Here is a 22,111-nt window from a genome sequence, read left to right as displayed (position 1 = left end):
CGCCGAGCCTTCCATGCCGCTTCGCCTCAAAGTCAACGAGATCGCCTTCTTCGAACGGCCGCTGGGATTCGCCCGGCCGTTCCGCTTCGGCGCAGTGACGATCACGGCGTCGTCGCAGCTGTTCGCGCGGGTCGAGATCGAGGTGGAGGGCAAGGGCCGGGCGACCGGCGCCAGCGCCGAGATGCTGGCGCCGAAATGGTTCGACAAACGCCTGCATTTGACGGCCGAGCAGACGATCGACGAACTCCGCCGCTCGCTTGCGACCGCCCGCGAGCTTTATCTGGCGAATAGCGGTTTTGACACAGCGTTCGGTTTGCACGCCGCGTGTATAGGTCGGCAGGTTGCGGCCTGCGCCGCGGAGGACATTCCGCCGCTCGCCGCCGGATTCGGCCCGGCCGAGATCGACAAGGCGATCCTGGATGCGCTGCTGCGCGCGGTCGGGGCGAATTTCTTCGACGGCATAGCCGGCAATATCGCAGGCATCGACGCACGGCTGACGCCCGATCTCGACGATGCAGCGATCGCGCGGTTTCTTGCGACGCGCCAGCGGCTCGACCGCGTCGCGGTCAGGCATACGGTCGGGATGGACGACAAGGTTGAGGGTGAGGGCGGTGTCGCGGACGCCAACGAGAACGCGGGGGCACGCTATTTCAAGCTCAAGCTGAATGGCGACCCGGAGCATGATGCGGCGCGGCTGGCGCGGATCGGCAGCGAGCTCGCCAAGCTGCCTTACGCTATGAGGATCACGCTTGATGCCAACGAGCAATATGCCGACCTTGCCGCGCTGAACGCGCTGGTCGACCGGCTCGATCACGATCCGGAGCTAGGGTCGATCGCGGCAAGCCTGCTCTATATCGAGCAGCCGCTGCCGCGCGATATCACGAAGGCGTCGCCGCTCGGGACGCTGGCGGCGCGGAGCTTCATCATCGACGAGGCCGACGATTCCTATGATGCCTTCCCGCAGGCGCGGGCGCTCGGCTATCGCGGCATCTCCTCGAAATCGTGCAAGGGCATCTACAAATCGATCATCAATGCCACGCGTGCGGCGGCGTGGACTACGGATAGCGACCAGTACTTCATCAGCGGCGAGGACCTGACCTGCCAGGCCGGGCTCGCCGTGCAGCAGGATCTCGCGCTCGGCGCGCTGATCGGCGTCGTCCATGCCGAGCGCAATGGACACCACTACGTCGACGGTTTCGCCGATACCCCGGCTGATGAGGCCGACGCCTTCCTCACCGCGCACCCCGATCTCTACACCCGCGACGGCGGCAAGGTCCGCCTCGCGATCCGTGACGGCGGTCTGCTGACGGGATCAATCGCCGCCGCGCCGGGCTTTGCCAGTTCGGTCCATCCGGACTGGTCCACCATGCAGCCGCTGAAGCGGCCAACACCACGCGTTTCCCAGGAGCAGACAGTATGACGACCAAACGCCTCGGCCTGATCATGAACGGCGTCACCGGCCGGATGGGGCTCAATCAGCATCTGATCCGCTCGATCGTCGCGATCCGCGAGCAGGGCGGCGTGCTGCTTGCGAACGGCGACCGCATCATGCCCGATCCGATACTGGTCGGCCGCGACGCCGAGAAGGTCGGCGCATTGGCGAAACGCTACAACATCGAGCGGCACACCACCGATCTCGATCGCGCGCTCGCCGACAAGAACGACACGGTGTTCTTCGACGCCGCCACCACGCAGGCGCGGCCCTCGCTGCTGACCAAGGCGATCAACGCCGGCAAGCACGTCTATTGCGAGAAGCCGATCGCGACCAATCTGGAAGAAGCCGTCGCGGTGGTGAAGCTCGCCAACGCAAGAGGGCTCAAGCACGGCACCGTGCAGGACAAGCTGTTCCTGCCCGGCTTGAAGAAGCTCGCCTTCCTGCGCGACTCCGGCTTCTTCGGCCGCATGCTCTCGGTGCGCGGCGAGTTCGGCTACTGGGTGTTCGAGGGCGGCTGGCAGGAGGCGCAGCGGCCGTCGTGGAACTATCGCGCCGAGGATGGCGGTGGCATCATCCTGGATATGGTCTGCCACTGGCGCTACGTGCTCGACAATCTGTTTGGCGAGGTCGAGAGCGTGGTCTGCATCGGGACAACCGATATTCCCGAGCGCTATGACGAGAAGGGCAGGAAGTACCAGGCGACTGCCGATGATTCCGCCTATGCCACCTTCAGGCTGAAAGGCGGCGTGATCGCGCATATCAACATGAGCTGGGTGACGCGGGTCTATCGCGACGATCTCGTCACCTTCCAGGTCGACGGCACCCATGGCTCGGCGGTGGCGGGCCTGACCGACTGCGTGATCCAGGCGCGCCAGGCGACGCCGCGGCCGGTGTGGAATCCGGACGAGAAGCGCATGCACGATTTCTATGGCGACTGGCAGACGCTCCCTGAGAACGTCGTCTACGACAACGGCTTCAAGGAGCAGTGGGAGATGTTCATTCGCCACGTCTGCGAGGATGCGCCCTACAAATATACGCTGCTCGAAGGAGCCAAGGGTGTGCAGCTCGCCGAATGCGCGCTGAAGAGCTGGAAAGAGCGGCGCTGGATCGACGTCGCCCCGATCGTGGTCTGAGAGAGTGCTTTTGTCATGAACAAGTCAGTCCTGCCGACCTCGTCACTGTCGCTGAAACTCCCCACCGCAGGCGGAGGTCTCGAGACCTATCGCCTCGCGGCGTCGCGGACGTTTCCGGCGAAACTTGAAGGCACGCTCAATCGTGTGGCGTTCTCCGCCGCCCATGTGGTCGCCGATCCCCGCGCTGACGTCGATCCGTGGCTGACGGCCGCGATCGATTGGGACCGGACGATCGCATTCCGCGAGCATGTCTGGGACCTCGGCCTCGGCGTCGCCGAAGCCATGGACACCGCGCAGCGCGGCATGGGGCTGGACTGGGCGACCTCGCTCGAATTGATCCAGCGCTCGGTGAAGGCGGCAAAGGCCAGGGGCAATGCCCTGGTGTTCGCCGGCGCCGGCACCGATCATCTCGCGGTCGAGGATGCGAAGTCGATCGAGGACGTGATCCGTGCCTATGAGGAGCAGATCGCGGCGGTCGAGAAGGCCGGCGGCCGCATCATCCTGATGGCGTCGCGCGCGCTGGCGAAGCTCGGCAAAAGCGCGGAGGATTACGCTGGGGTTTACGACCGCGTGCTGTCGCAGGTTCGCGAGCCCGTGATCATCCACTGGCTTGGCGACATGTTCGATCCGGCGCTGTCAGGCTACTGGGGCACGGCCGATCTCGACAAGGCGACGGACATTGCGGTTGCGATCATCAACGCTAATGCGGCCAAGGTCGATGGCGTCAAGGTCTCGCTGCTCGACAAGCAGCGCGAGATCGACATGCGGCGGCGGCTCGACCTGCGGGTCAAGATGTATACCGGTGACGACTTCAACTATGCCGAACTGATCGCCGGCGACGACAAGGGCTTCTCCCACGCACTGCTCGGCATCTTCGATGCAATCGCGCCGGCCGCGTCCTACGCACTGTCGCGGCTCGCTGCCGGCGATGAGGCTGGCTTCCACGATGTGCTCGGGCCGACGGTGCCGCTGTCGCGCCACATCTTCAAGGCGCCGACGCGCTTCTACAAGACCGGCATCGTGTTCATGGCGTACCTCAACGGGCATCAGGATCACTTCACGATGGTCGGCGGACAGGAGAGCGCGCGCTCGACGTTGCATCTCGCCGAGCTGTTCCGGCTCGCCGACCAAGCCGGGCTGCTCGCCAATCCGGAAGCCGCGACACGCCGGATGGCGACGATCCTGGCTACGCGCGGTATCGACGCCTGATGCGCGACTTTTCCCACGATCACCGCTGGCTGTCGCTGAACACGGCGACCGTTCGCAAGCAGGGCGATCTCACAGCCATCATCGACGCCTGCGCCCGCCATGGCATCCGCGCCATCGATCCCTGGCGCGACCAGGTTGCCGATGTCGGCCTCGATCGCGCCGTGCGCGCGGTCAGGGATGCCGGGCTCGATCTGTCGGGCTATTGCCGCGGCGGCATGTTCACCGCCGATCACGCGCATCGCAGCGCGGCGCGCGACGACAACCGCCGCGCGGTCGATGAGGCCGCTGCGCTCGGCGCCTCCTGCATCGTGCTGGTGGTCGGCGGCCTGCCGCAATACTCGCGGCCGGGCAGCGCACCGTCAAAGGACATCGCGGCCGCGCGCAACCAGGTGCATGACGGCATCGCCGAGATGCTGGAGTATGCCAGGCAGGCAAAACTGCCGCTCGCGATCGAGCCGCTGCATCCGGCCTATGCCGCCGACCGTGCCTGTGTGAACACCACGAGGCACGCGCTCGACATCTGCGACGCGCTCGATCCCGGCCGCAGCGGCGCGATCGGGGTCGCACTCGACGTCTACCACATCTGGTGGGATCCGGAGCTGATGAGCCAGATCGCCCGAGCCGGCAAGGACCGCCTGCTCGCGTTCCATGTCTGCGACTGGCTGGTGCCGACCAGGGACATCCTCAACGACCGCGGCATGATGGGCGACGGCGTCATCGACATCAAGTCGGTGCGCGCGGCGGTCGAAGCGGAAGGCTTTGCCGGTTATTCGGAGATCGAGATCTTCTCGAACGACTGGTGGACGAAGCCGATGGATGCGGTCTTGACGACGTGCATCGAGCGCCATCGCTCGGTGGTTTGACCCAGCGGCCGGTGCGGTGGACAAGGCGAAGCGTGCCCGCTATGCCGGATGCTGTGGTGTGAACGGCAGAGAGCCGTTGAACGCCGCGGTCCGGACCTTCGGAGCACGACATGCGCTTGAGCCATTGCCACAACTTCCATGATTTCCGCGAGCTGGCGCGGCGGCGGCTCCCGGGGCCGATCTTCAATTATATTGACGGCGGCGCGGACGACGAGGCCACGCTTCGGCAGAACACCGCGAGCTTCGAGCGTTGCGACCTGGTGCCGAACGTCCTGCGTGGCGTGGAGAACGTCGATCTCTCGGTCACCGTGATGGGGCAGAAGCTGGCGACGCCATTCTATTGTTCGCCGACCGCGCTGCAGCGTCTGTTTCATCATGATGGCGAACGGGCCGTCGCCGCCGCGGCGTCGAAATTCGGCACGATGTTCGGCGTGTCGTCCCTTGGCACCGTGAGCCTCGAGGAATTGCGCAGGGCCTATGCGACGCCGCAGGTCTACCAGTTCTATTTCCACCGGGATCGCGGCCTGAACACGGCGATGATGCAGCGCGCCAAGCAGGCCGGCGTCGACGTGATGATGCTGACGGTCGACAGCATCACCGGCGGCAACCGCGAGCGCGACCTGCGGACCGGGTTCTCCATACCGTTCCGCCTGACGCTCGGCGGCATGCTGCAATTCGCCGTCAAGCCGGCCTGGGCCATCAACTACGTCACCCATGAAAGCTTCAAGCTGCCGCAGCTCGACGAGCATGTCGACATGAGCGGCGGCGCGATGTCGATCGGGCGGTATTTCACCGAAATGCTCGATCCCGCCATGAGATGGGACGACGTCGCCAAAATGGTTCGGGAGTGGAATGGCCAGTTCTGCCTGAAGGGCATCATGTCGGTCGAGGATGCCAGACGCGCCGTCGAGATCGGCTGCACCGGCATCATCCTGTCCAACCACGGCGGCCGGCAGCTCGACGGCTCGCGGGCGGCGTTCGATCAGCTGGCCGAGATCGTCGATGCCGTGGGCGACCGGATCGACGTGATGATGGACGGCGGCATCAAGCGCGGCAGCCATGTGCTGAAAGCGCTGTCGCTGGGCGCCAAGGCCGTCGGCCTCGGTCGGGCCTATCTCTATCCGCTGGCATCAGCCGGCCAGGCCGGAGTCGAACGGGCGCTCGGTCTGCTGCAGGCGGAGCTGATGCGGGACATGCGGCTGATGGGATGTTCCTCGATCAGCCAGCTCTCTCGCGCAAACCTGCGGTTCAGATAGCGCCCGGCCACCCTGCATCGCGCTCACGAATCCTGATCGCTGTGCGAGATCTCGAGCGTGACGAGCCGCGCCAGCAGCGTTGCGGGATAGAGCTGGCCGAAGATCGCCTCGAGATTGCACAGGCTGCGTGCGATCGGGTGCAGCGGGGCGACGTCGCCATAGCCGGTGGTCGTCAGTGTCATGAAGCTGAAATAGATCAGTTGGTTCGCCAGCGCCGGACTGTCTTCCATCTTCATTCCGGAAAAGGCGTTCGGCAGCAGCGTGCCGAGGAACGTGTAGAGGGCCGAGAAGATCACGGCGACGGATAGGTAGAGCAGGACGGCGCCGATCACGCGGTGATAGGTGACGCGGCCCGGCGCAAACGTCGCGCGAGCCACCGTCACAGCGAGGGTGACGCCGACGATCAGCCACGAGCCGGCGAACAGATTGAGGTCGAGGATCGAGGGCGCACGCAGCCTCAGGACTCCGCCCGTGACGATCATGGCAAGCGCAACCAGCATCGCGGTGACGGCAAGCGCGCTGCCCGACATCACGAATACGCCGCCGACCAGGAAGAGGGCGAGCAGCAGTTCGAAGATCTGAAACTCGAACAGGCCGAGCGCCTGCAGAGGTGCCACCACGAACATCATGACAAGGATCAGGACAGTGAGCACGGTCAGCAGGGAATCGCCCCAGCGATCGCGTAGCTCACTGATGCTCGTCCAACTGCGTTTCACGTCCTGCCCCGTCACCCGGCACGGCATCAGGATGCCGGTGCCGAACATTGCTGTGCGGCGGCCGCAAAGGCAAGCCGGGGGGACCGGTGTCGCGCGCACCGGGGCGTCAAGATCGCAGGCCAGTGAGCCTCAGGGGCTCGCGACCTGCTGCAGTGTGTTGAAGCGGGCCTTCTGCTCGCTGCTCAGCGTGGCGTAGAACTTGTCGAGCGCAGGCTCGATCAGCTTCGCGGCTCGCTGCATGGCCTCGAGCCGGTGCTGCATCGCCTCGAGCCGGCCGACCGGGGTCAGCGGCATGTCGTTCGGGCAGGCCGCCTGCAGGTCCGCTATGGCTTTCGTGGTCGCATCGCTCAGGTGGTCGAGCGCTACCTTCTGCTTGCCTGCCGGATGAAGCGAGGCCTCGATCCGGTTGATCGGCAGTTGGGCCAGGTCGGATTTCGAATCGTCGCAATTTCCGGATTGCGCGGTCGTTTCCTGCTGCTGTGGTGAACGTTTGCCGAGATGCGGACCGAGCGCATTGAAGCGGGCCTGTTGCTCGTCGCTGAGCGAGCTGTAGAAATTCTCCAGCGCGGGCCGCACGATCTTGATCGCCTCGAGCGTCGCACTGATGCGGTTCAGCATCGACCGCAGGCGGCCGGCCGGGGTCAGCGCATAGCTGTCGGTGCAGGAGTCCTTGAAGACATTGGCGGCCTGCGCCGCGGCACCCTTCAGATCGTCCAGCAAGGCGCGCTGCTGCTGGTCCGGCCTTACCGCCCGCGCGATGTCGGCAAGCGGCCAGGCGGTGACACCCTTGTCCGGCTCACCGCACAGCTGCTTGATCGCCTGCGAGCTCGTATCGGCGCGTTGACGGGACCGAGCGCGGCCTGCGGTCGCCGGATAATCGCCGGGCTCGATGCTGGCATAGGCGGAGTAAGGACTGTTGGTGTCCCAGAACACGGTGTCGACGAAGTCGTCATAGGCGTAGGCCCAATAGCCGGGCTCGTAGGCATAGGACCAGAACGTGTAGTCGAAGATGTCCGAATAGGCGTAAGGCAGGAACACCGGGCCAAGCCACGCCACGAACGCCGCGCGGTGGCCGCGCCGCCAGGCATTCCGCGGAGCCCAGCCGCCTTGCCGCGCCGCGAGTGCCGCCTGGCCTTGCGCGCCGGCCTGTTCGCGGAAGCGCGCGGCAAATCGTTCGCGCTGCGCCGCCTGCGCCGCGGCGGTGGTCACGGCGGCGGCCCCAACCGTCGCTGCCGGCGCCAATCGCTGCTGCCGGGCAAGGTCGGCTTGCTGTGAGCGTTGCTCGCGCTGCAGTAGGCGGTTCTGCGCCTGCAGGGCGCGATCGTGGGCGCGTTGCGCGCGTGCGCCTTGAACCTTTTGCGACTGCAATTGCTGCACACGCTGCTGCAGGCGATCGATCCGGGTTTGCCGCTCCGCGGTCTGGCGCGAGAGCGTGTCACGCTGCCGCTGCTGCGCGGCCTGCTGCCGTTGCTGCGTGAGCTGCTGCCGCTGCTGCGCGCGCTGTTGAATTCGCTCGGCCGGCGACGGCCGCTCGCTCACGCGCGCCGGCGGGCTCGGCCGTGATGGTGCGGCCACATGGGGAGCAGGGCGCTGCGGTGCCCCACGGCGGAATTCGGGTCGATGCGCTGCAACGCGTGGCGCGGCGATGTGGGGAGCCTGGCGCACCGACGGGGCGGCGAAATGCGGTGCCGGGCGCGGCGCCATCGCCGGTCGCTGCGGGGCATGGAAGGCCGGTGCGGCCGGTCGAGCTATTGCGGGCGGTCTCGCCATCGCGGGTGGGGCGGCGTGGACCATCGGCGCGGAAGGATGCGCCATCGCGGGCGGCGCGGCCGGACGTGCCGCCGCTGCTGGGGCTCCACCTCTTGCGTGTGGTTGGGCGGCCGCGCCGCTCGCCGTCAGCGTCGCGGCGCCGGCCAGAAGCATGGCAAAGCAGATACCGTGGGGAGGCATGAGCGTGGCTCTCCGTCCATCCCTGCCCGCAAAGCTTCAACGCACAGATGTCGAAATCGTTCGCGTTGGCCATCGCCGGCGGAGCGGAATTCCGACGCAGGGAACCGTCAGGAGACATCCTGCGTCAAAGCGGCCGCGATCCGCTCCGTTGCCCAGTCGACCTGATCTGCGGTGATCACCAGCGGCGGGGCGATCCGGATGGTGTGCTCGTGGGTGTCCTTGGCGAGGATGCCGCGCGCTTGCAGCGCCAGGCAGTAGCGGCGGGCGCCGCCGGCTTCCGGGTGGAGTTCGATCGCCAGCATCAAACCGCGCCCGCGCACCTCGCGGATGACGTTGGCGCGGATGTCCTGCAATCCGGCGAGAAAGCGCGCGCCCTGTTGCGCCGCGTTCTCGATCATCCCTTCCTCGACCAGCACCCGTAGCGCTGCGCGTGCCACCGCGCAGGCCAGCGGGTTGCCGCCGAAGGTCGAGCCGTGCTGGCCCGGCCGCAGCGTGCCGAGCACCGCGTTGTTCGAGAGCACCGCCGACACCGGATAGAAGCCGCCCGACAGCGCCTTGCCGAGCAGCGTCACGTCGGCCTCGATGCCCTCGTGCTGCTCGGCGAGCAGCTTGCCGGTGCGGCCGAGCCCGGTCTGGATCTCGTCGAGCACGAGCATCACGTTGCGAGCGGTGCACAGCTCGCGCACGCGCGCGAAATAGCCCGGCGGGGGAAGGATGACGCCGGCCTCGCCCTGCACCGGCTCGACCAGGAAGGCCGCGGTGTTCGGCGTGATTGCCTGCTCGAGCGCCGCGGCATCGCCGAACGGGATGATCTTGAAGCCCGGCGCGAACGGGCCAAAATGATCGCGCGACCCCGGGTCGGTCGAGAAGCCTACGATTCCGAGCGTGCGTCCGTGAAAATTGTTGGCGCAGACGATGATCTCGGCCTGCCCATCCGGCACGCCCTTGACCTCATAGGCCCATTTGCGCACCGACTTGATCGCGCTCTCCACCGCTTCGGCGCCGCTGTTCATCGGCAGCACCTTGTGCGAGCCGGTCAGCTCCGCGAGCTCGCGGTAGAAGGGAGCGAGCTGGTCGTTGTGGAAGGCACGCGAGGTCAGCGTCAGCCGGCGCGCCTGCTCGATCATGGCTGCCAGGATCTTCGGATGACAGTGGCCCTGACTCACCGCCGAATAGGCGGAGAGACAGTCGAGATACCGGTTGCCGTCGATATCCCAGACCCAGACGCCTTCGCCGCGGGACAGCACCACCCCGACCGGCTCGTAATTGTAGGTGCCGAACTGCGCTTCGGTTGCGAGGAAATCAGTGACCGATGCATTCATCATGCGTCACTCCCGCTACAGCGCACGAGAGATTACATCAATCCGTGCCTGCAGTTGATTTGGGTATCAGTTCCTCCACAGGGAAGTGTTGTCGCCGGCCAAATTCGCAGGGGACAACCTATGCGTTGATGCGGCATGGCACGCTGAGGAAGCCGCGGAAGCGCACCCGGCCGCCGCGCACCGGCTCGCCGTCGAGCGCATAGTTCGGGAAGCGCTTGAGGAAGCGCGAGATCGCGGTGGCGCCCTCGAGGCGCGCCAGCGCCATCCCTGCGCATTGATGCGCGCCGGTGCCGAAGGCGAGGTGGCGGTTCGGCGTGCGTGCGACGTCGAAGCGCTCTGGCTCGGGGAATTGCGCGGGGTCGCGGTTGGCGGCGCCGATGCACAGCGTGACCAGCGTGCCGGCCGGCAGCTTGATGCCGCCGAGCTCGGTCTCCTCCACGATCATCCGGTTGCCGAGCTGGTTCGAGCTCTCGTAGCGCAGCATCTCCTCGACCGCGGTCTTGATCAGCTCGGGCTGCGCGATCAGCCGCTGCTTCTGATCCGGATTCTGGGTGAGCGTCACCAGCCCGTTGCCGATCAGGTTGGTTGTCGTCTCGTGGCCGGCGTTGAGCAGGAAGATGCAATTGTGCAGCAATTCCTTTGCCGTCAGCCGCTCGCCATTGTCCTCGCCCTGGATCAATCGCGTGAGCACATCACGTTCGGGATTGCCCGGCTTGGCGCGGCGCCGCTCAACGAGGGTTTCGAGATAGCCGAGAAAATCCTTCACCGCGTTGTTGCCGCGGTCGAACGCCTCCTTGCCGATCACCGGCTCGAGCGCGCCGAGAATCGCCAGCGACCAGTCGCGCAGCGGCTGGCGCTCGTCATGCGGCACGTCGAGCAGATTGCCGATCACCTCGACCGGGATCGCCGAGGCAAAATCGTCGATCAGCTCGAAACGGCCCTTCGCGGCGATCCGGTCGAGCAGGCTGTCGACCAGCGCGATCAAATCCGGCTCCATGCCGGCGATCGCCCGCGGCGACAACGCGCCCATGATCAAGCGTCGCACGCGGGTGTGCGCCGGCGGATCGTTGAAGACGAGGCTCGTGGTGTGATGCTCGTAGAGCAGCGAGTCGCCATATTTCGGCAGGAACTCCTTCTTCTTGTCGGAGGAGAATGCCTTGGTGTTCTTGTAGGCGGCGATCAGGTCGTCGTAGCGGGTGAGGAAATAGCAGCCGTTCGGCAGCCGCTTGACCGGCGCGGTCTCGCGCAGCGCGCGATAGGTCGGGTAGGGGTTGGCGTAGAACTCCGGCGTCAGCTTTTCCAGGTCGAAGCCGTCAGCCAGCTCTCGCGCGCGCCTGTCCATGGCGGATATCCAACCCTGATTAGTTTCATTTGCAACTATCGTAAGCCGCGGGCGGCGGCCGCGCAACACAATTTGCAAGCCGACGGAACGGCGCGCCGCGCGCCGCGCGATGCCTGTAAATCGCAGAGCCACATGCGGTATTGCGCTTTGATGAAGTGCGCGCGCCCCTCTACAGTTGCGGCCAAACAAGCCAAACAAGAGAGAACCGGAAACGCCGATGCATGCCCGTGCCGAGCCCGCGGCCTCCTGGCCCGAGGAGATTTTTTCGATATTGCAGCGCTTCGAGGTGCGCCAGGTGCCCTACGTGCCGGACGCCGGGCATTCGGAGCTGATCGAGCGGGTGCTGGGTTCGACCTCGATGCGCGGTATCGCGCTGACGACCGAGGAGGAGGGCGTGGCGCTGCTCGCGGGCGCCTGGGCCGGCGGCCAGCGCGGCGTGCTGCTGATGCAGTCGAGCGGCGTCGGCAATTGCATCAACATGCTGTCGCTGGTGCAGATCTTCCGCCTGCCGTTCCTCACGCTGGTGACGATGCGCGGCGAATGGGGCGAGTTCAATCCATGGCAGGTGCCGATGGGCTCAAACACCCAAGGCATTCTCGAATTGTCCGGGATCAAGGTGTTGCGCGCCTCGCATCCCACTGAAGTCCGCGAGGTCGTCGAGGCCGGCGCAGCGCAGGCTTACAACGCCTGCACGCCGACCGCCGTCCTGCTGTCGCAGCGCCTGATCGGGGCAAAGGTCTTCACCAAATGAGCAAAGCCAATCTCCTCGACCGCCGAGCCGTGGTTTCCGAACTGCTCAGGGATCGCAAGGGCGCTTTCGCCGTCGGCGGCCTCGGCGCCTCGACCTATGACATTGCCGCGGCCGGCGACCACGACCGCAACTTCTATCTCTGGGGCGGCATGGGCGGCGCCGTGATGATCGGGCTCGGCCTGGCGCTGGCCCAGCCGACCTTGCCGGTCGTCGTGATCACCGGCGACGGCGAGATGCTGATGGGCATGGGGAGCCTCGCCACTGTCGGCTTGCAGCAGCCCAAAAACCTCTCGATCATCGTGCTGGACAATGAGGCCTATGGCGAGACCGGCGGCCAGGCCAGCCATACCGGTGGAACCGTCGACCTCGTGGGTGTTGCCAAGTCCTGCGGAATCGGCGATAGCCGCGCGATCAGCACGATGGCCGAGGTCGAGGCTTTTGCCTTGTCTTTGCAAGACGTTACGGCGGGACCCCGGTTCGCCAGCGCGAAGATCGACGGGGCCAATCTGGAGCGCGTGCTGTCGAGCCGCGACGGCACCTACATCGTGAACCGCATCCGCGGGTCGATCGGCCACACTCCAATTTAAAGTGGCTTTCGCAGTGCAATAGAACCTTGACTTTTGGTAAAGTGAGTGATTACTCACGACCCAAATGTCTACCTTACGCATGACGAGTGACTTGCGGCGTCAGTTGATCCTGAGCGCCGCAAAGCGGTGTTTCGCCCGCAACGGCTTTGCCGGCACCACGACAAAGAGCGTGGCGGCCGCGGCTGCCATTTCGGAGGGGCTGCTATTCAAGCACTTCCCGTCGAAGGCGGCGCTCTATGCCGAAATCCTTGCCGAGGAGTGCGAGGCCGATCCCGATCTCGCGCATCTGCTTGGCCAGGAGCCCTCGACCGCGACGCTGGTCGAGCTGGTGGAGGGCATGGTCGGCCACTTCATGAAGCTGCGCGATGCGCCGGACCAGGAAGAGGTGCAGCGGATGCGCCTGATGGTGACGAGCCATCTCGACGACGGCGAGTTTGCCCGCCTGCTCTACAACAAGGTCGGCAAGCTGATCGGTCCGACCTTCGCCGCCTCGCTCGATCGGGCGATCGCCGCCGGCGAGGCGACCCGGATCGGCGACGAGCCGCTCAACCTGTTCTGGTTTGCGCATCACACCGTGCTTATGGGCGCGCTGACGCAGCTGCCTGCGACACCATGTCTCCCGTACGGCGATGCCGCCGCGGCCGAGCGGCAGCTTTGCCAATTCATTCTTCGCGGCATCGGACTTACCGAAGCCGCAATTTCAACTCATTTGGGCCGCCAGCCGTCGCCGAGCGCAGGACCGTCGGTAACTGCAGAAAGTGCATGACATGAATATTCAGACCGAAAGCCACATCTCGGGGCAACCGATCAAGGAGAAGCAGGCCAAGCGTCCCGTCAAGCTGGTGCGCTGGTTCATCATCGTGGGGTTGCTGCTGGCGCTGCTGGTCGGCGCGCTGGTCGGCTTCAACGCCTTCCGCAGCCACATGATCGCGCAGTTCTTCGCCAACAATAAGCCGCCGCCTTCGAACGTCTCGGCCGCCGAGGCGAAGACGGAAGTGATTCCGAACCTGCTGACCGCCGTCGGCGATCTCGTCGCCGTGCATCAGGTCAACGTCACGACCGACGTGCCGGGCCGCATCACCGAGATCCTGTTCACCGCCGGCAGCCACGTGAAGGCCGGCACTCCGCTGGTGCAGCTGTTCGACGCGCCGGAGCAGGGCGACCTTGCCAACTACAAGGCGCAGGCGACGGTGGCCGAACTGCAGCTCGACCGCGCCAAGCAGCTCGCGTCGCGTCAGTTCGGTCCGCAATCGACCGTCGATACGGCGCAGGCGGCTTATGATCAGGCCAAGGCAGGAATTGCCAAGACTGAAGCATTGATCTCGCAGAAGCTGGTGCGCGCGCCGTTCGAAGGCGATCTCGGCGTTCGCCAGGTCGAAGTCGGCCAGTATCTGACGGCCGGGACGCAGATCGTGTCGCTGACCGATCTGTCGGTGCTGTACGCGAACCTGACCGTGACCGAGAAGCAGAGCTCGCAGATCAAGGTCGGCCAGGCCGTGCGGGTTTCGGTCGACGCCTATCCGGGCCGCACCTTCGACGGCAAGATCACGACCATCGAGCCGCAGATCGCGACCGACACCCGCAACATCCGGGTCCAGGCCACGATCCAGAATCCGGACAGCATCCTCAAGCCCGGCATGTTCGCGACCACCACGATCGTGTTGCCTGAGAAGCCGCCGGTCGTGACCATTCCGGAAACTGCGGTCGATTACACGCTGTACGGCGACTCCGTATTCCTGATCACCGAGAAGAAGGGCGAGGACGGCAAGACCACCCTGACTGCCGAGCGCACCTTCGTGAAGACGGGTAACCGCGTCGAAGGCCGCGTCGAGATCCTCAAGGGCCTGAAGGCCGGCGACAAGGTCGTGGGCGTCGGCCAGATCAAGCTGCAGTCGGGCATGGCGGTCGCGATCTCGACCGATCCGCCGCCGCCGGTGCCGGCCGAGCCGCCGCGTTACTGATCTCCACTATCTGAATTCGGAGGGCCGATTGGCCCTCCGCCACTTGCGCCGAATACCGGCAGACAACACGAATCGAGTTGGCGATGGCCTTCACTGATATTTTCATCAAGCGCCCGGTGCTGTCGGTCGTCGTCAGCCTGCTGATCCTGCTGATCGGCTTGCGCGCGGCGATGGTGCTGCCGATCCGGCAATATCCGAACCTGTCGAACACCGTGGTGACGATCACGACGTCCTATCCCGGTGCGTCACCCGAATTGATCAATGGTTTCATCACCACGCCGATCGAGCAGGCCGTCGCCTCGGCCGAGGGCGTCGACTACATGACGTCGAACTCGGTGCTCGGCACCTCGACGATCCAGGTCTACATCAAGCTGAACCACGATCCGAACCAGGCGCTGACCGAGGTGCTCGCCAAGGTCAACTCGGTCAAATATCTAATTCCGAAGGAAGCCTTCGATCCGGTCATCACCAAGGCGACCGGTGACACCATCGCCGTGATGTATCTCGGCTTCTCCAGCGAGGAGCTGACCGGATCGGCGATCTCGGACTATCTGACCCGCGTCGTGCAGCCGGTGCTCTCGACGGTCGACGGCGTCGCATCGGCCGACATCCTCGGCGGCCAGACCTTCGCGATGCGCGTCTGGCTCGATCCGACCCGGATGGCCGGACGCGGCGTGTCGCCCAACGACGTCGCCGCCGCGATCGCCGCCAACAACTTCCAGGCGGCTGCCGGCCAGACCAAGGGCTTCTTCATCGTCTCCAACGTCTCGGCCAATACCGACCTGCAGAACATCGATCAGTTCAAGCGCATGATCGTGAAGGCGAAGGACGGCGGCTTCGTGCGCATCGAGGACATCGCGACCGTGGAGCTCGCGGCGCAGTCGACCGACGCCAGCGTTGCCTTCAACGGCGAGCACGCGATCTTCATCGGCATCAAGGCGACGCCGCAGGGCAACCCGCTGAGCCTGGTGAAGGGCGTCCGCGCGCTGTTCCCCGACCTCGAGCGCAATCTTCCGCCGTCGATGAAGATGAAGGTGGCCTACGATTCCACCAAGTTCATCCAATCGTCGATCGACGAGGTGGAGAAGACGCTCGGTGAAGCGGTCCTGATCGTCGTTGTCGTGATCTTCCTGTTCCTGGCCTCGTTCCGCTCGGTGATCATCCCGGTCGTCACCATTCCGCTGTCGCTGGTCGGCGTCTGCATCCTGATGCTGGCCGCCGGCTTCAGCTTCAACCTGCTGACGCTGCTCGCGATGGTGCTGGCGATCGGCCTTGTCGTCGACGACGCCATTGTCGTGGTGGAGAACATCCATCGGCATCTCGAGGAGGGCCTGCCGCCCGTGCAGGCGTCGCTGAAGGGTGCGCGCGAAATCGTCGGCCCCGTGATCTCGATGACGATCACGCTGGCGGCGGTGTACGCACCGATCGGCTTCCTCGGCGGCGTGACCGGCACGCTGTTCCGCGAATTCGCCTTCACGCTCGCCGGCTCGGTGATCGTGTCGGGCGTGATCGCGCTGACGCTGTCGCCGATGATGTGCTCCGTGTTCCTGAAGAGTGCGGAGGAGGGGCGTTTTGCCAGACTGGTCAGTCGTGTGTTTGGCGCAATGACCCGCGGCTACGGCCGCCTGCTCGACCGTTCGCTCGATTACCGGCCGATCACGGCGCTGTTCGCCCTGACCATCCTCGGCCTGGTCGGCTTCCTCTACATGCACATCCAGAAGGAACTGGCGCCGCAGGAGGACCAGGGGATCGTGTTCGCGGTGACCAAGGCGCCGAAATACGCCAACATCGACTACATCGATTTCTACGGCGACAAGATGGACAAGGAGTTCCAGAAGTTTCCCGAGACCGACTTGCGGTTCATCCTGAACGGCATCACCGGTCCGCAGGGCGGCTTCGCCGGCGCGCTGTTGAAGCCGTGGGATGAGCGCAAGCGTACCGCGCAGCAGTTGCAGCCGCTGATGCAGGCGGAACTGTCGAAGCTCGAAGGCATCAGCGCGTTCGCGTTCAGCCTGCCGCCGCTGCCCGGCGGTCCCGGCGGTCTGCCGGTGCAGATGGTGATCTCGTCGACGGCCGGCTTCCAGCAGGTGTTCGAGCAGATGAGCAAGCTGAAGGATGCCGCGCGCAAGAGCGGCCTGTTCATCGTCACCGATAGCGACCTTGACTTCAACCAGCCGGTGGTCCGGGTGAAGGTCGATCGCTCCAAGGCGAGCGACCTCGGCATCACCATGCAGTCGATCGGCGGCGCGCTGGCGACGCTGCTCGGCGGCAACTATGTCAACCGCTTTAATCTGGAAGGGCGCTCCTACCAGGTGATCCCGCAGGTGCCGCGCGCCGCCCGGCTCGCGCCGGAAGCGTTCAACGATTACTACGTCCCGACCGCAACCGGACAGCTGGTGCGGCTGTCGACCGTTGTGTCGGTCGAGACCGGCGTCGATCCGAACGCGCTGACCCACTACAACCAGCTTAACTCGTCGACCTTCCAGGCCGTGCCGATGCCCGGCGTCTCGATGGGCCAGGCGGTCGAGTTCCTGCAGGGTGAAGCCAAGAAGTTGCCGTCCGGCTTCAGCTACGACTTCCTGGCGGACTCGCGGCAATATGTCCACGAAGGCAATCAGCTGCTGGTTACCTTCGCGTTCGCCATCATCATCATCTTCCTGGTGCTGGCGGCGCAGTTCGAGAGCCTGCGCGATCCGTTCGTGATCATGATCTCGGTGCCGATGGCGATCGTCGGCGCCCTGATCCCGCTGTTCTTCGGCGTCGCGACGATGAACATCTACACCCAGGTGGGTCTGCTGACGCTGGTCGGACTGATCACCAAGCACGGCATCCTGATGGTGGAGTTCGCCAACGAGCTGCAGCTCAACGAGGGACTGGACCGCCGCTCGGCGATCGAGATGGCGGCCCGGATTCGTCTGCGTCCGATCCTGATGACGACGGCGGCGATGGTCACCGGCCTGCTGCCGCTGCTCACCGCCACCGGTGCCGGCGCCGCCAGCCGCTTCTCGATCGGGCTCGTCGTCGTGACCGGCATGACGATCGGCACGCTGTTCACGCTGTTCGTGCTGCCGATGGTCTACACGGTGATCGCGACCGACCACCAGGCCGCGGCCCGTTCCGACCGCGCCAAGCAGATCGCCGACTACGAACTGGAAGGCCGCGGCGGCGCACTGAAACCAACCTGAGCCCTCCAGGCTCATGCTCACGGAGAAGGCGGCACCGGCGAAAGCCACTGCCGCCTTTTTCTTTGTCTCGTGATAGCCTTGCCGAACGGCGAGGCCGAATGTCCTCGCCACCCTGGAGGATCAGGCATGGCGAGCGAATTTGCAGCAGGCAATTACCGGTTCATTCCGGCCGTGTTCCAATATTCGAGCGGCGCGCAGGCGAACGCCGGCTACGAGATCGAGCGGGTCCGCTTCGATCACCTGCTGCCGCTCGCGGAAGGCTTTGCGCGGATCGCGGCCTACATCAAGGACGCCGGCCAGCCGCTGACCTCGTTCTGCGCCTGCGAATTGCGCTCGCCGGCCGCCTTCACCGAGGACGGCTTCCGCGCCTTCAACCAGCACTATGTCAAGACGCTTGCCGAATGGGGCCTGTTCGACGGCACCATCAATCCCGTGGCGCGCAGCAATGTCTGTCCCGAGATCGATCCGCCGGCCGAGCCGTCGTTCCATGCATTCTCCTTCACGCGGCCGAGCCCGAGCACGTCGCCGTCCTTCGTGATCGCCGGCGGCGCCGAGGCGCGCGACGGCACTGCCCCCTATCCCGACCGCATCGTTTGCTATCGCGATCTCAGCCCGGGCGCGTGGCGGGAGAAGGTCCGCTTCACCGCAGGCGAGATGGAGCGCCGTCTGGCGGAGTTCAGCTTCGGTTGGCAGGACACCACTGCGGTGCAGGCCTACACCGTGCACGACATCCATCCCGTTGTCGTCGACGAACTGGTCCGCCGCGGCGCCACGCGCTCCGGCCTGACCTGGCACTTCTGCCGCCCGCCGGTGATCGATCTCGAATACGAGATGGATTGCCGGCGGGTGTTGCGGGAAGTGGTGGTTTAGACGAATCGCCTTTGCCGGACCCGTCATCCTGAGGTGCGAGCGGAGCGAGCCTCGAAGGATCGACGGCCACCAGCCGGGCCGTTCATCCTTCGAGACGCGCGCAAGAGCGCGCTCCTCAGGATGACGGGGAGGGAGTGGAGGCCGACTGTCACCGCGCCTTCGGATCCAGCGCGTCGCGCAGGCCGTCGCCGACCAAATTGAACGACAGCACGACCAGGAAGATCGCAAGGCCCGGCCAGATTGCCATCCACGGTGCGCTGGTCAGGAAGCGCTGCGCGGCGTTGAGCATGCTGCCCCAGGACGGCGCCGGCGGCTGCTGGCCGAGGCCGAGGAAGGAGAGGGCGGCTTCGGCGATGATCGCTGCCGCGATCGACAGCGTCGCCTGCACCAGGAGCGCCGGCAAGATGTTGGGCAGGATGTGGACCAGCGCGACGCGCCAGCGCGGATTGCCCATCGCGCGCGCCGCCTCGACAAAGTCCTCGACCTTGACGTTGATCACCTGGCCGCGGGTCAGGCGGATGAAGATCGGGGTTGCGGAGACGCCGATCGCGATCATCGCATTGCCGAGGCTCGGGCCGAGAAAGGCCGATAGCGCGATCGCCAGGATCAGGAACGGGCAGGCAAGCATCGCATCGGTGATGCGGCCGATCAGCGCATCGACGAAGCCGCCGCGATAGCCCGCGAGCAGGCCGAGCGGAACGCCGATCGCCAGCGCAATGCTGACCGAGATCAGGCCTGCCAGCAGCGAGGCGCGGGTGCCGTACACGACACGCGCGAGGACATCGCGGCCGAGGTCGTCGGTGCCGAACCAGTGCTGCGCCGACGGCGCCTTGCGCACCAGCGACCAGCTTGCCGCGATCGGATCGTAGGGCACGATCAGCGGCGCGAACACCGCAAGCAGGACGAAGAAAGCGATCACCAGCAGGCCGGCGACGGCGCCCTTGCGCCGTTTCAGCCGCCGCCAGGCGCGGCGCGACGGGCTCTCCAGCGTATCGGAGGCGGCAAGCGGGACCAGCCCGAGCGCGGCGTCGGTCATGGCGTCAGCCCCTTAGCCGCGGGTTGACGAGGATATAGGCGACGTCGGCGATCAAATTGAGCGTGATGTAGATCGTTGCCGTGGTCAGCACCACGCCCTGCACGACGGCATAGTCGCGGTTGAAGACGGCATCGACGATCAGCTTGCCGAAGCCCGGGATCGAGAAAATCTGTTCGGTAAGCACTGCGCCCGACAGCAGCGTGCCGAGCTCGAGCGCGCCGAGCGTGATGATCGGCGTCAGTGCGTTGCGCATCGCGTGCTTGAGGATCACCGTGCGTTCGGAGAGGCCTTTGGCGCGCGCGGTGCGGACATAATCGCTCTCCAGCACCTGCAGCATGGCACTGCGGGTATGCCGCATCAGGATCGCCGCGATCGCATTGCCGAGCACGAAGGCCGGCATGATCGACGCAGCCAGGCTGGCGCGCCAGTTTTCGCTCAAGGGAACGTAGCCCGAGGCCGGCAACCAGCCGAGCTTGATGGAGAACAGGAAGATCAACATGATGCCGAGCCAGAAATTCGGCGTCGAGATGCCCCACAGCGCGAACAGATTGGCGCCGTAGTCCCAGGCGGTCCCTTTCTTGACCGCGGAGACGATGCCGGCCGGAATGCCGATCAGGAAGGCGATCACGATGGCCATGCCGCCGATCTGCAGCGTCACCGGCAGCTTCTGCGCGATCAGGCTCAGCACCGGCATCTTGTTGCGCAGCGATTCGCCGAAATCGCCCGACAACACACCCTTGATCCAGTAGACATATTGCACCGGGATCGGTTGATCGAGGTGATACTGCTGCCGTATCTGCTCGATCACGGCGGGGTCGCGCTCCTCGCCGGCCATCACCAGCGCGGGATCGCCCGGCAGCAGATGTTGCAGCGAGAAGATCAGGATCGACACGAAGAACAGCGTCGGGACCAGCTGAACCAGCCGCTTGGCGAGGAAGTTCAGCATCGTCGGCCCCGCGTGCCCTGCGCCGTGGCGATCATTTCAACTTCAGCCCGACCACGCGCACCAGGCCGTCGGGTATCTGCCGGTAACCCTCGAGCCTGGTCGTGTGCGCGATCAGCAGCTTGCGATGATAGAGGTAGATGATGGGCTCGTCGTTGAGCAGGATTTTGGTCAGCTTCTCGTAGATCGCCTTGCGCTGCGCCGGATCGGCGATCAGCCGGGCGTCCTCCATCAGTTTGTCGGCTTCCGGATTGGAATAGCCGCCGTCGTTCTGCGGCGCCTTCGCGTGCATGAAGATGTAGGAATTGCCGTCGGGATCAATCCGGCCGCTCCAGTTGATCTGGAATATCTGGAATTCGCCGGCCTGGGCCTGCTTGAAGGTGGTGGCGAACTCGACCACCCGGATCTTGATGTCGAAGCCGGCTTCTGCCGCCATCGACTGGACCACCTGGGCGACTGCTTCGTATTCCGTGCCCTTGGGCACCATGTAGTCGACGGTCACCGGCAGCGCGATGCCGGCTTCCTTCAACAGCGCCTTGGCCTTGGCGACGTCGGCGCCGCGAACCGGAAACGCCTTCTGGTAATAGGGATGGGTCGGAGAGACCCATTGATTGCCCGGCGTGAACTCGCCGTTGAAGACCACCTGGTTGAGCGCTTCGCGATCGATCGCCAGATCCAGCGCCTGACGCACCTTGACCGACTGGCTGAGCGGTCCCTTGGCCTTGTCGTTGGCGATGTTGATGGTCAGGCCGAGATAGCCGAGCTCGGGCGCCGTCGACAGCACCAGCTTCGGGTCGGAACGAACGTCCTTGATATCGGTCGCCAGCACGCGCTCGATCAGGTCGAGCCCGCCGGATTTCAGATTGGCGAGCCGAACCGTGGCGTCCACGATCGGCAGATAGACGATGCGATCGATGAAGACGTTGTCCTTGTTCCAGTAGTCGGCGAATTTCTCGAACACGATGCGGTCCTGCTGCACGCGCTCGACGAATTTGTACGGACCGGCGCAGACCGGGTGCAGGCCGAACTTGTCGCCGGCCTCCTTCGCCGCCTTCGGCGACACCATCATGCCGGACCGGTCAGTGAGCTGGGCGATCAGGGGAGAGTATGGCGTCTTCAGCACCAGCTTGATGGTGAGCGGATCGACCACCTCGACGTGATCGACGCTGGCGAGCTCCGATTTGCGGAACGAGGTCGGCAGCGTCATGTGGCGATCGAGCGAGAACTTGGCGGCTTCCGCATCGAACGGCTCGCCGTCCTGGAACTTGACGCCGGCCCGCAGTTTGATCGTGACTTCCTTGCCGTCGGCCGAGGTTTCGTGCGACAGCGCGAGCTGCGGCACGATGTTGAGCTTTTCGTCGATGTCGAACAATTTGTCGCAGACGGCGGCAAACACGATCCGGCCGACATAGGTGCGTGCGGTCGAGGGATCGAGAATATCCGGGTCCTCGGCGAGGCCGATCCGCAACGTGGTCTGGGCCTGCGCGCCGGCGCCGAGCGCCAGCAACAGCGCCGCGGCCGTCGCCGCCAAACGAAACATCTTCATCGCACC

At 65.3% G+C, this 22,111-nt stretch carries 19 protein-coding genes; 12 read left to right on the top strand and 7 right to left on the bottom strand.

What is annotated here, in order from left to right; genetic code table 11:
• The first annotated feature begins 13 nt into the window (after positions 1 to 13).
• The 5 genes from ACVIW0_RS26070 to ACVIW0_RS26050 all read left to right on the top strand — a co-directional run bounded on the left by ACVIW0_RS26070 (position 14) and on the right by ACVIW0_RS26050 (position 5,896).
• Positions 14 to 1,420 carry a hypothetical protein gene (locus ACVIW0_RS26070; RefSeq protein WP_461354950.1) on the top strand — a complete coding sequence of 469 codons (1,407 nt, stop codon included), beginning with the start codon at positions 14 to 16 and terminating at the stop codon, positions 1,418 to 1,420.
• On the top strand, positions 1,417 to 2,568 hold the full coding sequence (locus ACVIW0_RS26065; protein ID WP_461354949.1) for a Gfo/Idh/MocA family protein: 1,152 nt from the start codon (positions 1,417 to 1,419) through the stop codon (positions 2,566 to 2,568). The genes ACVIW0_RS26070 and ACVIW0_RS26065 overlap by 4 nt, the downstream gene beginning before the upstream one ends.
• Positions 2,569 to 2,583: 15 nt before the next feature.
• Positions 2,584 to 3,777, top strand: coding sequence for a dihydrodipicolinate synthase family protein (locus ACVIW0_RS26060; RefSeq protein ID WP_461354948.1), 1,194 nt, complete (start codon positions 2,584 to 2,586; stop codon positions 3,775 to 3,777).
• Positions 3,777 to 4,640 (top strand): sugar phosphate isomerase/epimerase family protein, encoded by an 864-nt coding sequence (locus ACVIW0_RS26055; RefSeq protein WP_461354947.1) that lies wholly within the window; start codon positions 3,777 to 3,779, stop codon positions 4,638 to 4,640. The genes ACVIW0_RS26060 and ACVIW0_RS26055 overlap by 1 nt, the downstream gene beginning before the upstream one ends.
• A 110-nt stretch (positions 4,641 to 4,750) precedes the next feature.
• Entirely contained in the window at positions 4,751 to 5,896 is a 1,146-nt protein-coding gene (locus tag ACVIW0_RS26050; RefSeq protein WP_461354946.1) for an alpha-hydroxy acid oxidase, read from the top strand.
• Positions 5,897 to 5,919: 23 nt separating this feature from the next.
• Here the strand turns inward: ACVIW0_RS26050 and ACVIW0_RS26045 are convergent, their stop codons facing one another.
• Positions 5,920 to 6,612 (bottom strand): ion channel, encoded by a 693-nt coding sequence (locus tag ACVIW0_RS26045; protein WP_461354945.1) that lies wholly within the window; start codon positions 6,610 to 6,612, stop codon positions 5,920 to 5,922.
• A 129-nt stretch (positions 6,613 to 6,741) separates the two neighbouring features.
• On the bottom strand, positions 6,742 to 7,821 hold the full coding sequence (locus ACVIW0_RS26040) for a Spy/CpxP family protein refolding chaperone (RefSeq protein WP_461354944.1): 1,080 nt from the start codon (positions 7,819 to 7,821) through the stop codon (positions 6,742 to 6,744).
• Between the two features lie 114 nt (positions 7,822 to 7,935).
• Here ACVIW0_RS26040 and ACVIW0_RS26035 point away from each other — a divergent pair, with 114 nt between their 5' ends.
• Entirely contained in the window at positions 7,936 to 8,175 is a 240-nt protein-coding gene (locus ACVIW0_RS26035) for a hypothetical protein (protein WP_461354943.1), read from the top strand.
• Positions 8,176 to 8,669: 494 nt separating this feature from the next.
• Here ACVIW0_RS26035 and rocD read toward each other — a convergent pair whose 3' ends face one another.
• On the bottom strand, positions 8,670 to 9,884 hold the full coding sequence (gene rocD / locus ACVIW0_RS26030) for an ornithine--oxo-acid transaminase (RefSeq protein ID WP_461357425.1): 1,215 nt from the start codon (positions 9,882 to 9,884) through the stop codon (positions 8,670 to 8,672).
• A gap of 118 nt (positions 9,885 to 10,002) precedes the next feature.
• Positions 10,003 to 11,226, bottom strand: a complete 1,224-nt coding sequence (locus tag ACVIW0_RS26025; protein WP_461354942.1) for a cytochrome P450 — start codon at positions 11,224 to 11,226, stop codon at positions 10,003 to 10,005.
• 217 nt (positions 11,227 to 11,443) lie between these two features.
• Here ACVIW0_RS26025 and ACVIW0_RS26020 point away from each other — a divergent pair, with 217 nt between their 5' ends.
• The 6 genes from ACVIW0_RS26020 to cnbZ all read left to right on the top strand — a co-directional run bounded on the left by ACVIW0_RS26020 (position 11,444) and on the right by cnbZ (position 18,580).
• Complete coding sequence (locus ACVIW0_RS26020) at positions 11,444 to 11,977, top strand: phosphonopyruvate decarboxylase (RefSeq protein ID WP_461354941.1); 534 nt, start codon at positions 11,444 to 11,446, stop codon at positions 11,975 to 11,977.
• A complete protein-coding gene (locus ACVIW0_RS26015; protein ID WP_461354940.1) occupies positions 11,974 to 12,564 on the top strand; it encodes a thiamine pyrophosphate-dependent enzyme in 591 nt (196 codons plus the stop codon). The genes ACVIW0_RS26020 and ACVIW0_RS26015 overlap by 4 nt, the downstream gene beginning before the upstream one ends.
• A gap of 64 nt (positions 12,565 to 12,628) precedes the next feature.
• Positions 12,629 to 13,330 carry a TetR/AcrR family transcriptional regulator gene (locus ACVIW0_RS26010; protein ID WP_461354939.1) on the top strand — a complete coding sequence of 234 codons (702 nt, stop codon included), beginning with the start codon at positions 12,629 to 12,631 and terminating at the stop codon, positions 13,328 to 13,330.
• Between the two features lies 1 nt (position 13,331).
• Positions 13,332 to 14,525: an efflux RND transporter periplasmic adaptor subunit gene (locus tag ACVIW0_RS26005; protein ID WP_461354938.1), complete on the top strand. Its 1,194-nt coding sequence runs from the start codon at positions 13,332 to 13,334 to the stop codon at positions 14,523 to 14,525.
• An 83-nt stretch (positions 14,526 to 14,608) separates the two neighbouring features.
• Entirely contained in the window at positions 14,609 to 17,710 is a 3,102-nt protein-coding gene (locus ACVIW0_RS26000; RefSeq protein WP_461354937.1) for a multidrug efflux RND transporter permease subunit, read from the top strand.
• 126 nt (positions 17,711 to 17,836) lie between these two features.
• Complete coding sequence (gene cnbZ / locus ACVIW0_RS25995; protein WP_461354936.1) at positions 17,837 to 18,580, top strand: 2-amino-5-chloromuconate deaminase CnbZ; 744 nt, start codon at positions 17,837 to 17,839, stop codon at positions 18,578 to 18,580.
• A 148-nt stretch (positions 18,581 to 18,728) separates the two neighbouring features.
• On the opposite strand, the gene ACVIW0_RS25990 is transcribed toward cnbZ, so the two are convergent.
• From ACVIW0_RS25990 to ACVIW0_RS25980, 3 genes are read right to left on the bottom strand one after another with little or no spacing between them, the layout of a single operon-like run.
• Positions 18,729 to 19,616: an ABC transporter permease gene (locus tag ACVIW0_RS25990; RefSeq protein WP_461354935.1), complete on the bottom strand. Its 888-nt coding sequence runs from the start codon at positions 19,614 to 19,616 to the stop codon at positions 18,729 to 18,731.
• Positions 19,617 to 19,620: 4 nt separating this feature from the next.
• Positions 19,621 to 20,562, bottom strand: a complete 942-nt coding sequence (locus ACVIW0_RS25985) for an ABC transporter permease (protein ID WP_461354934.1) — start codon at positions 20,560 to 20,562, stop codon at positions 19,621 to 19,623.
• 31 nt (positions 20,563 to 20,593) lie between these two features.
• Complete coding sequence (locus tag ACVIW0_RS25980; RefSeq protein WP_461354933.1) at positions 20,594 to 22,105, bottom strand: ABC transporter substrate-binding protein; 1,512 nt, start codon at positions 22,103 to 22,105, stop codon at positions 20,594 to 20,596.
• Between the last annotated feature and the right edge of the window lie 6 nt (positions 22,106 to 22,111).

Source organism: Bradyrhizobium sp. USDA 4454 (assembly GCF_054822705.1).
Note: the sequence above shows the minus strand (reverse complement) of the source record. Positions and strands in the feature narration are given on the sequence as shown.

Excerpts from the sequence above, each read along its gene's own strand:
- ACVIW0_RS26070 (WP_461354950.1), top strand. The coding sequence starts at position 14 with ATGCCGCTTCGCCTCAAAGTCAACGAGATCGCCTTCTTCGAACGGCCG.
- ACVIW0_RS26065 (WP_461354949.1), top strand. The coding sequence starts at position 1,417 with ATGACGACCAAACGCCTCGGCCTGATCATGAACGGCGTCACCGGCCGG.
- ACVIW0_RS26060 (WP_461354948.1), top strand. The coding sequence starts at position 2,584 with ATGAACAAGTCAGTCCTGCCGACCTCGTCACTGTCGCTGAAACTCCCC.
- ACVIW0_RS26055 (WP_461354947.1), top strand. The coding sequence starts at position 3,777 with ATGCGCGACTTTTCCCACGATCACCGCTGGCTGTCGCTGAACACGGCG.
- ACVIW0_RS26050 (WP_461354946.1), top strand. The coding sequence starts at position 4,751 with ATGCGCTTGAGCCATTGCCACAACTTCCATGATTTCCGCGAGCTGGCG.
- rocD (WP_461357425.1), bottom strand. The coding sequence starts at position 9,884 with ATGAATGCATCGGTCACTGATTTCCTCGCAACCGAAGCGCAGTTCGGC.
- ACVIW0_RS26025 (WP_461354942.1), bottom strand. The coding sequence starts at position 11,226 with ATGGACAGGCGCGCGCGAGAGCTGGCTGACGGCTTCGACCTGGAAAAG.
- ACVIW0_RS26020 (WP_461354941.1), top strand. The coding sequence starts at position 11,444 with ATGCATGCCCGTGCCGAGCCCGCGGCCTCCTGGCCCGAGGAGATTTTT.
- ACVIW0_RS26015 (WP_461354940.1), top strand. The coding sequence starts at position 11,974 with ATGAGCAAAGCCAATCTCCTCGACCGCCGAGCCGTGGTTTCCGAACTG.
- ACVIW0_RS26010 (WP_461354939.1), top strand. The coding sequence starts at position 12,629 with ATGTCTACCTTACGCATGACGAGTGACTTGCGGCGTCAGTTGATCCTG.
- ACVIW0_RS26005 (WP_461354938.1), top strand. The coding sequence starts at position 13,332 with ATGAATATTCAGACCGAAAGCCACATCTCGGGGCAACCGATCAAGGAG.
- ACVIW0_RS26000 (WP_461354937.1), top strand. The coding sequence starts at position 14,609 with ATGGCCTTCACTGATATTTTCATCAAGCGCCCGGTGCTGTCGGTCGTC.
- cnbZ (WP_461354936.1), top strand. The coding sequence starts at position 17,837 with ATGGCGAGCGAATTTGCAGCAGGCAATTACCGGTTCATTCCGGCCGTG.
- ACVIW0_RS25990 (WP_461354935.1), bottom strand. The coding sequence starts at position 19,616 with ATGACCGACGCCGCGCTCGGGCTGGTCCCGCTTGCCGCCTCCGATACG.
- ACVIW0_RS25985 (WP_461354934.1), bottom strand. The coding sequence starts at position 20,562 with ATGCTGAACTTCCTCGCCAAGCGGCTGGTTCAGCTGGTCCCGACGCTG.
- ACVIW0_RS25980 (WP_461354933.1), bottom strand. The coding sequence starts at position 22,105 with ATGAAGATGTTTCGTTTGGCGGCGACGGCCGCGGCGCTGTTGCTGGCG.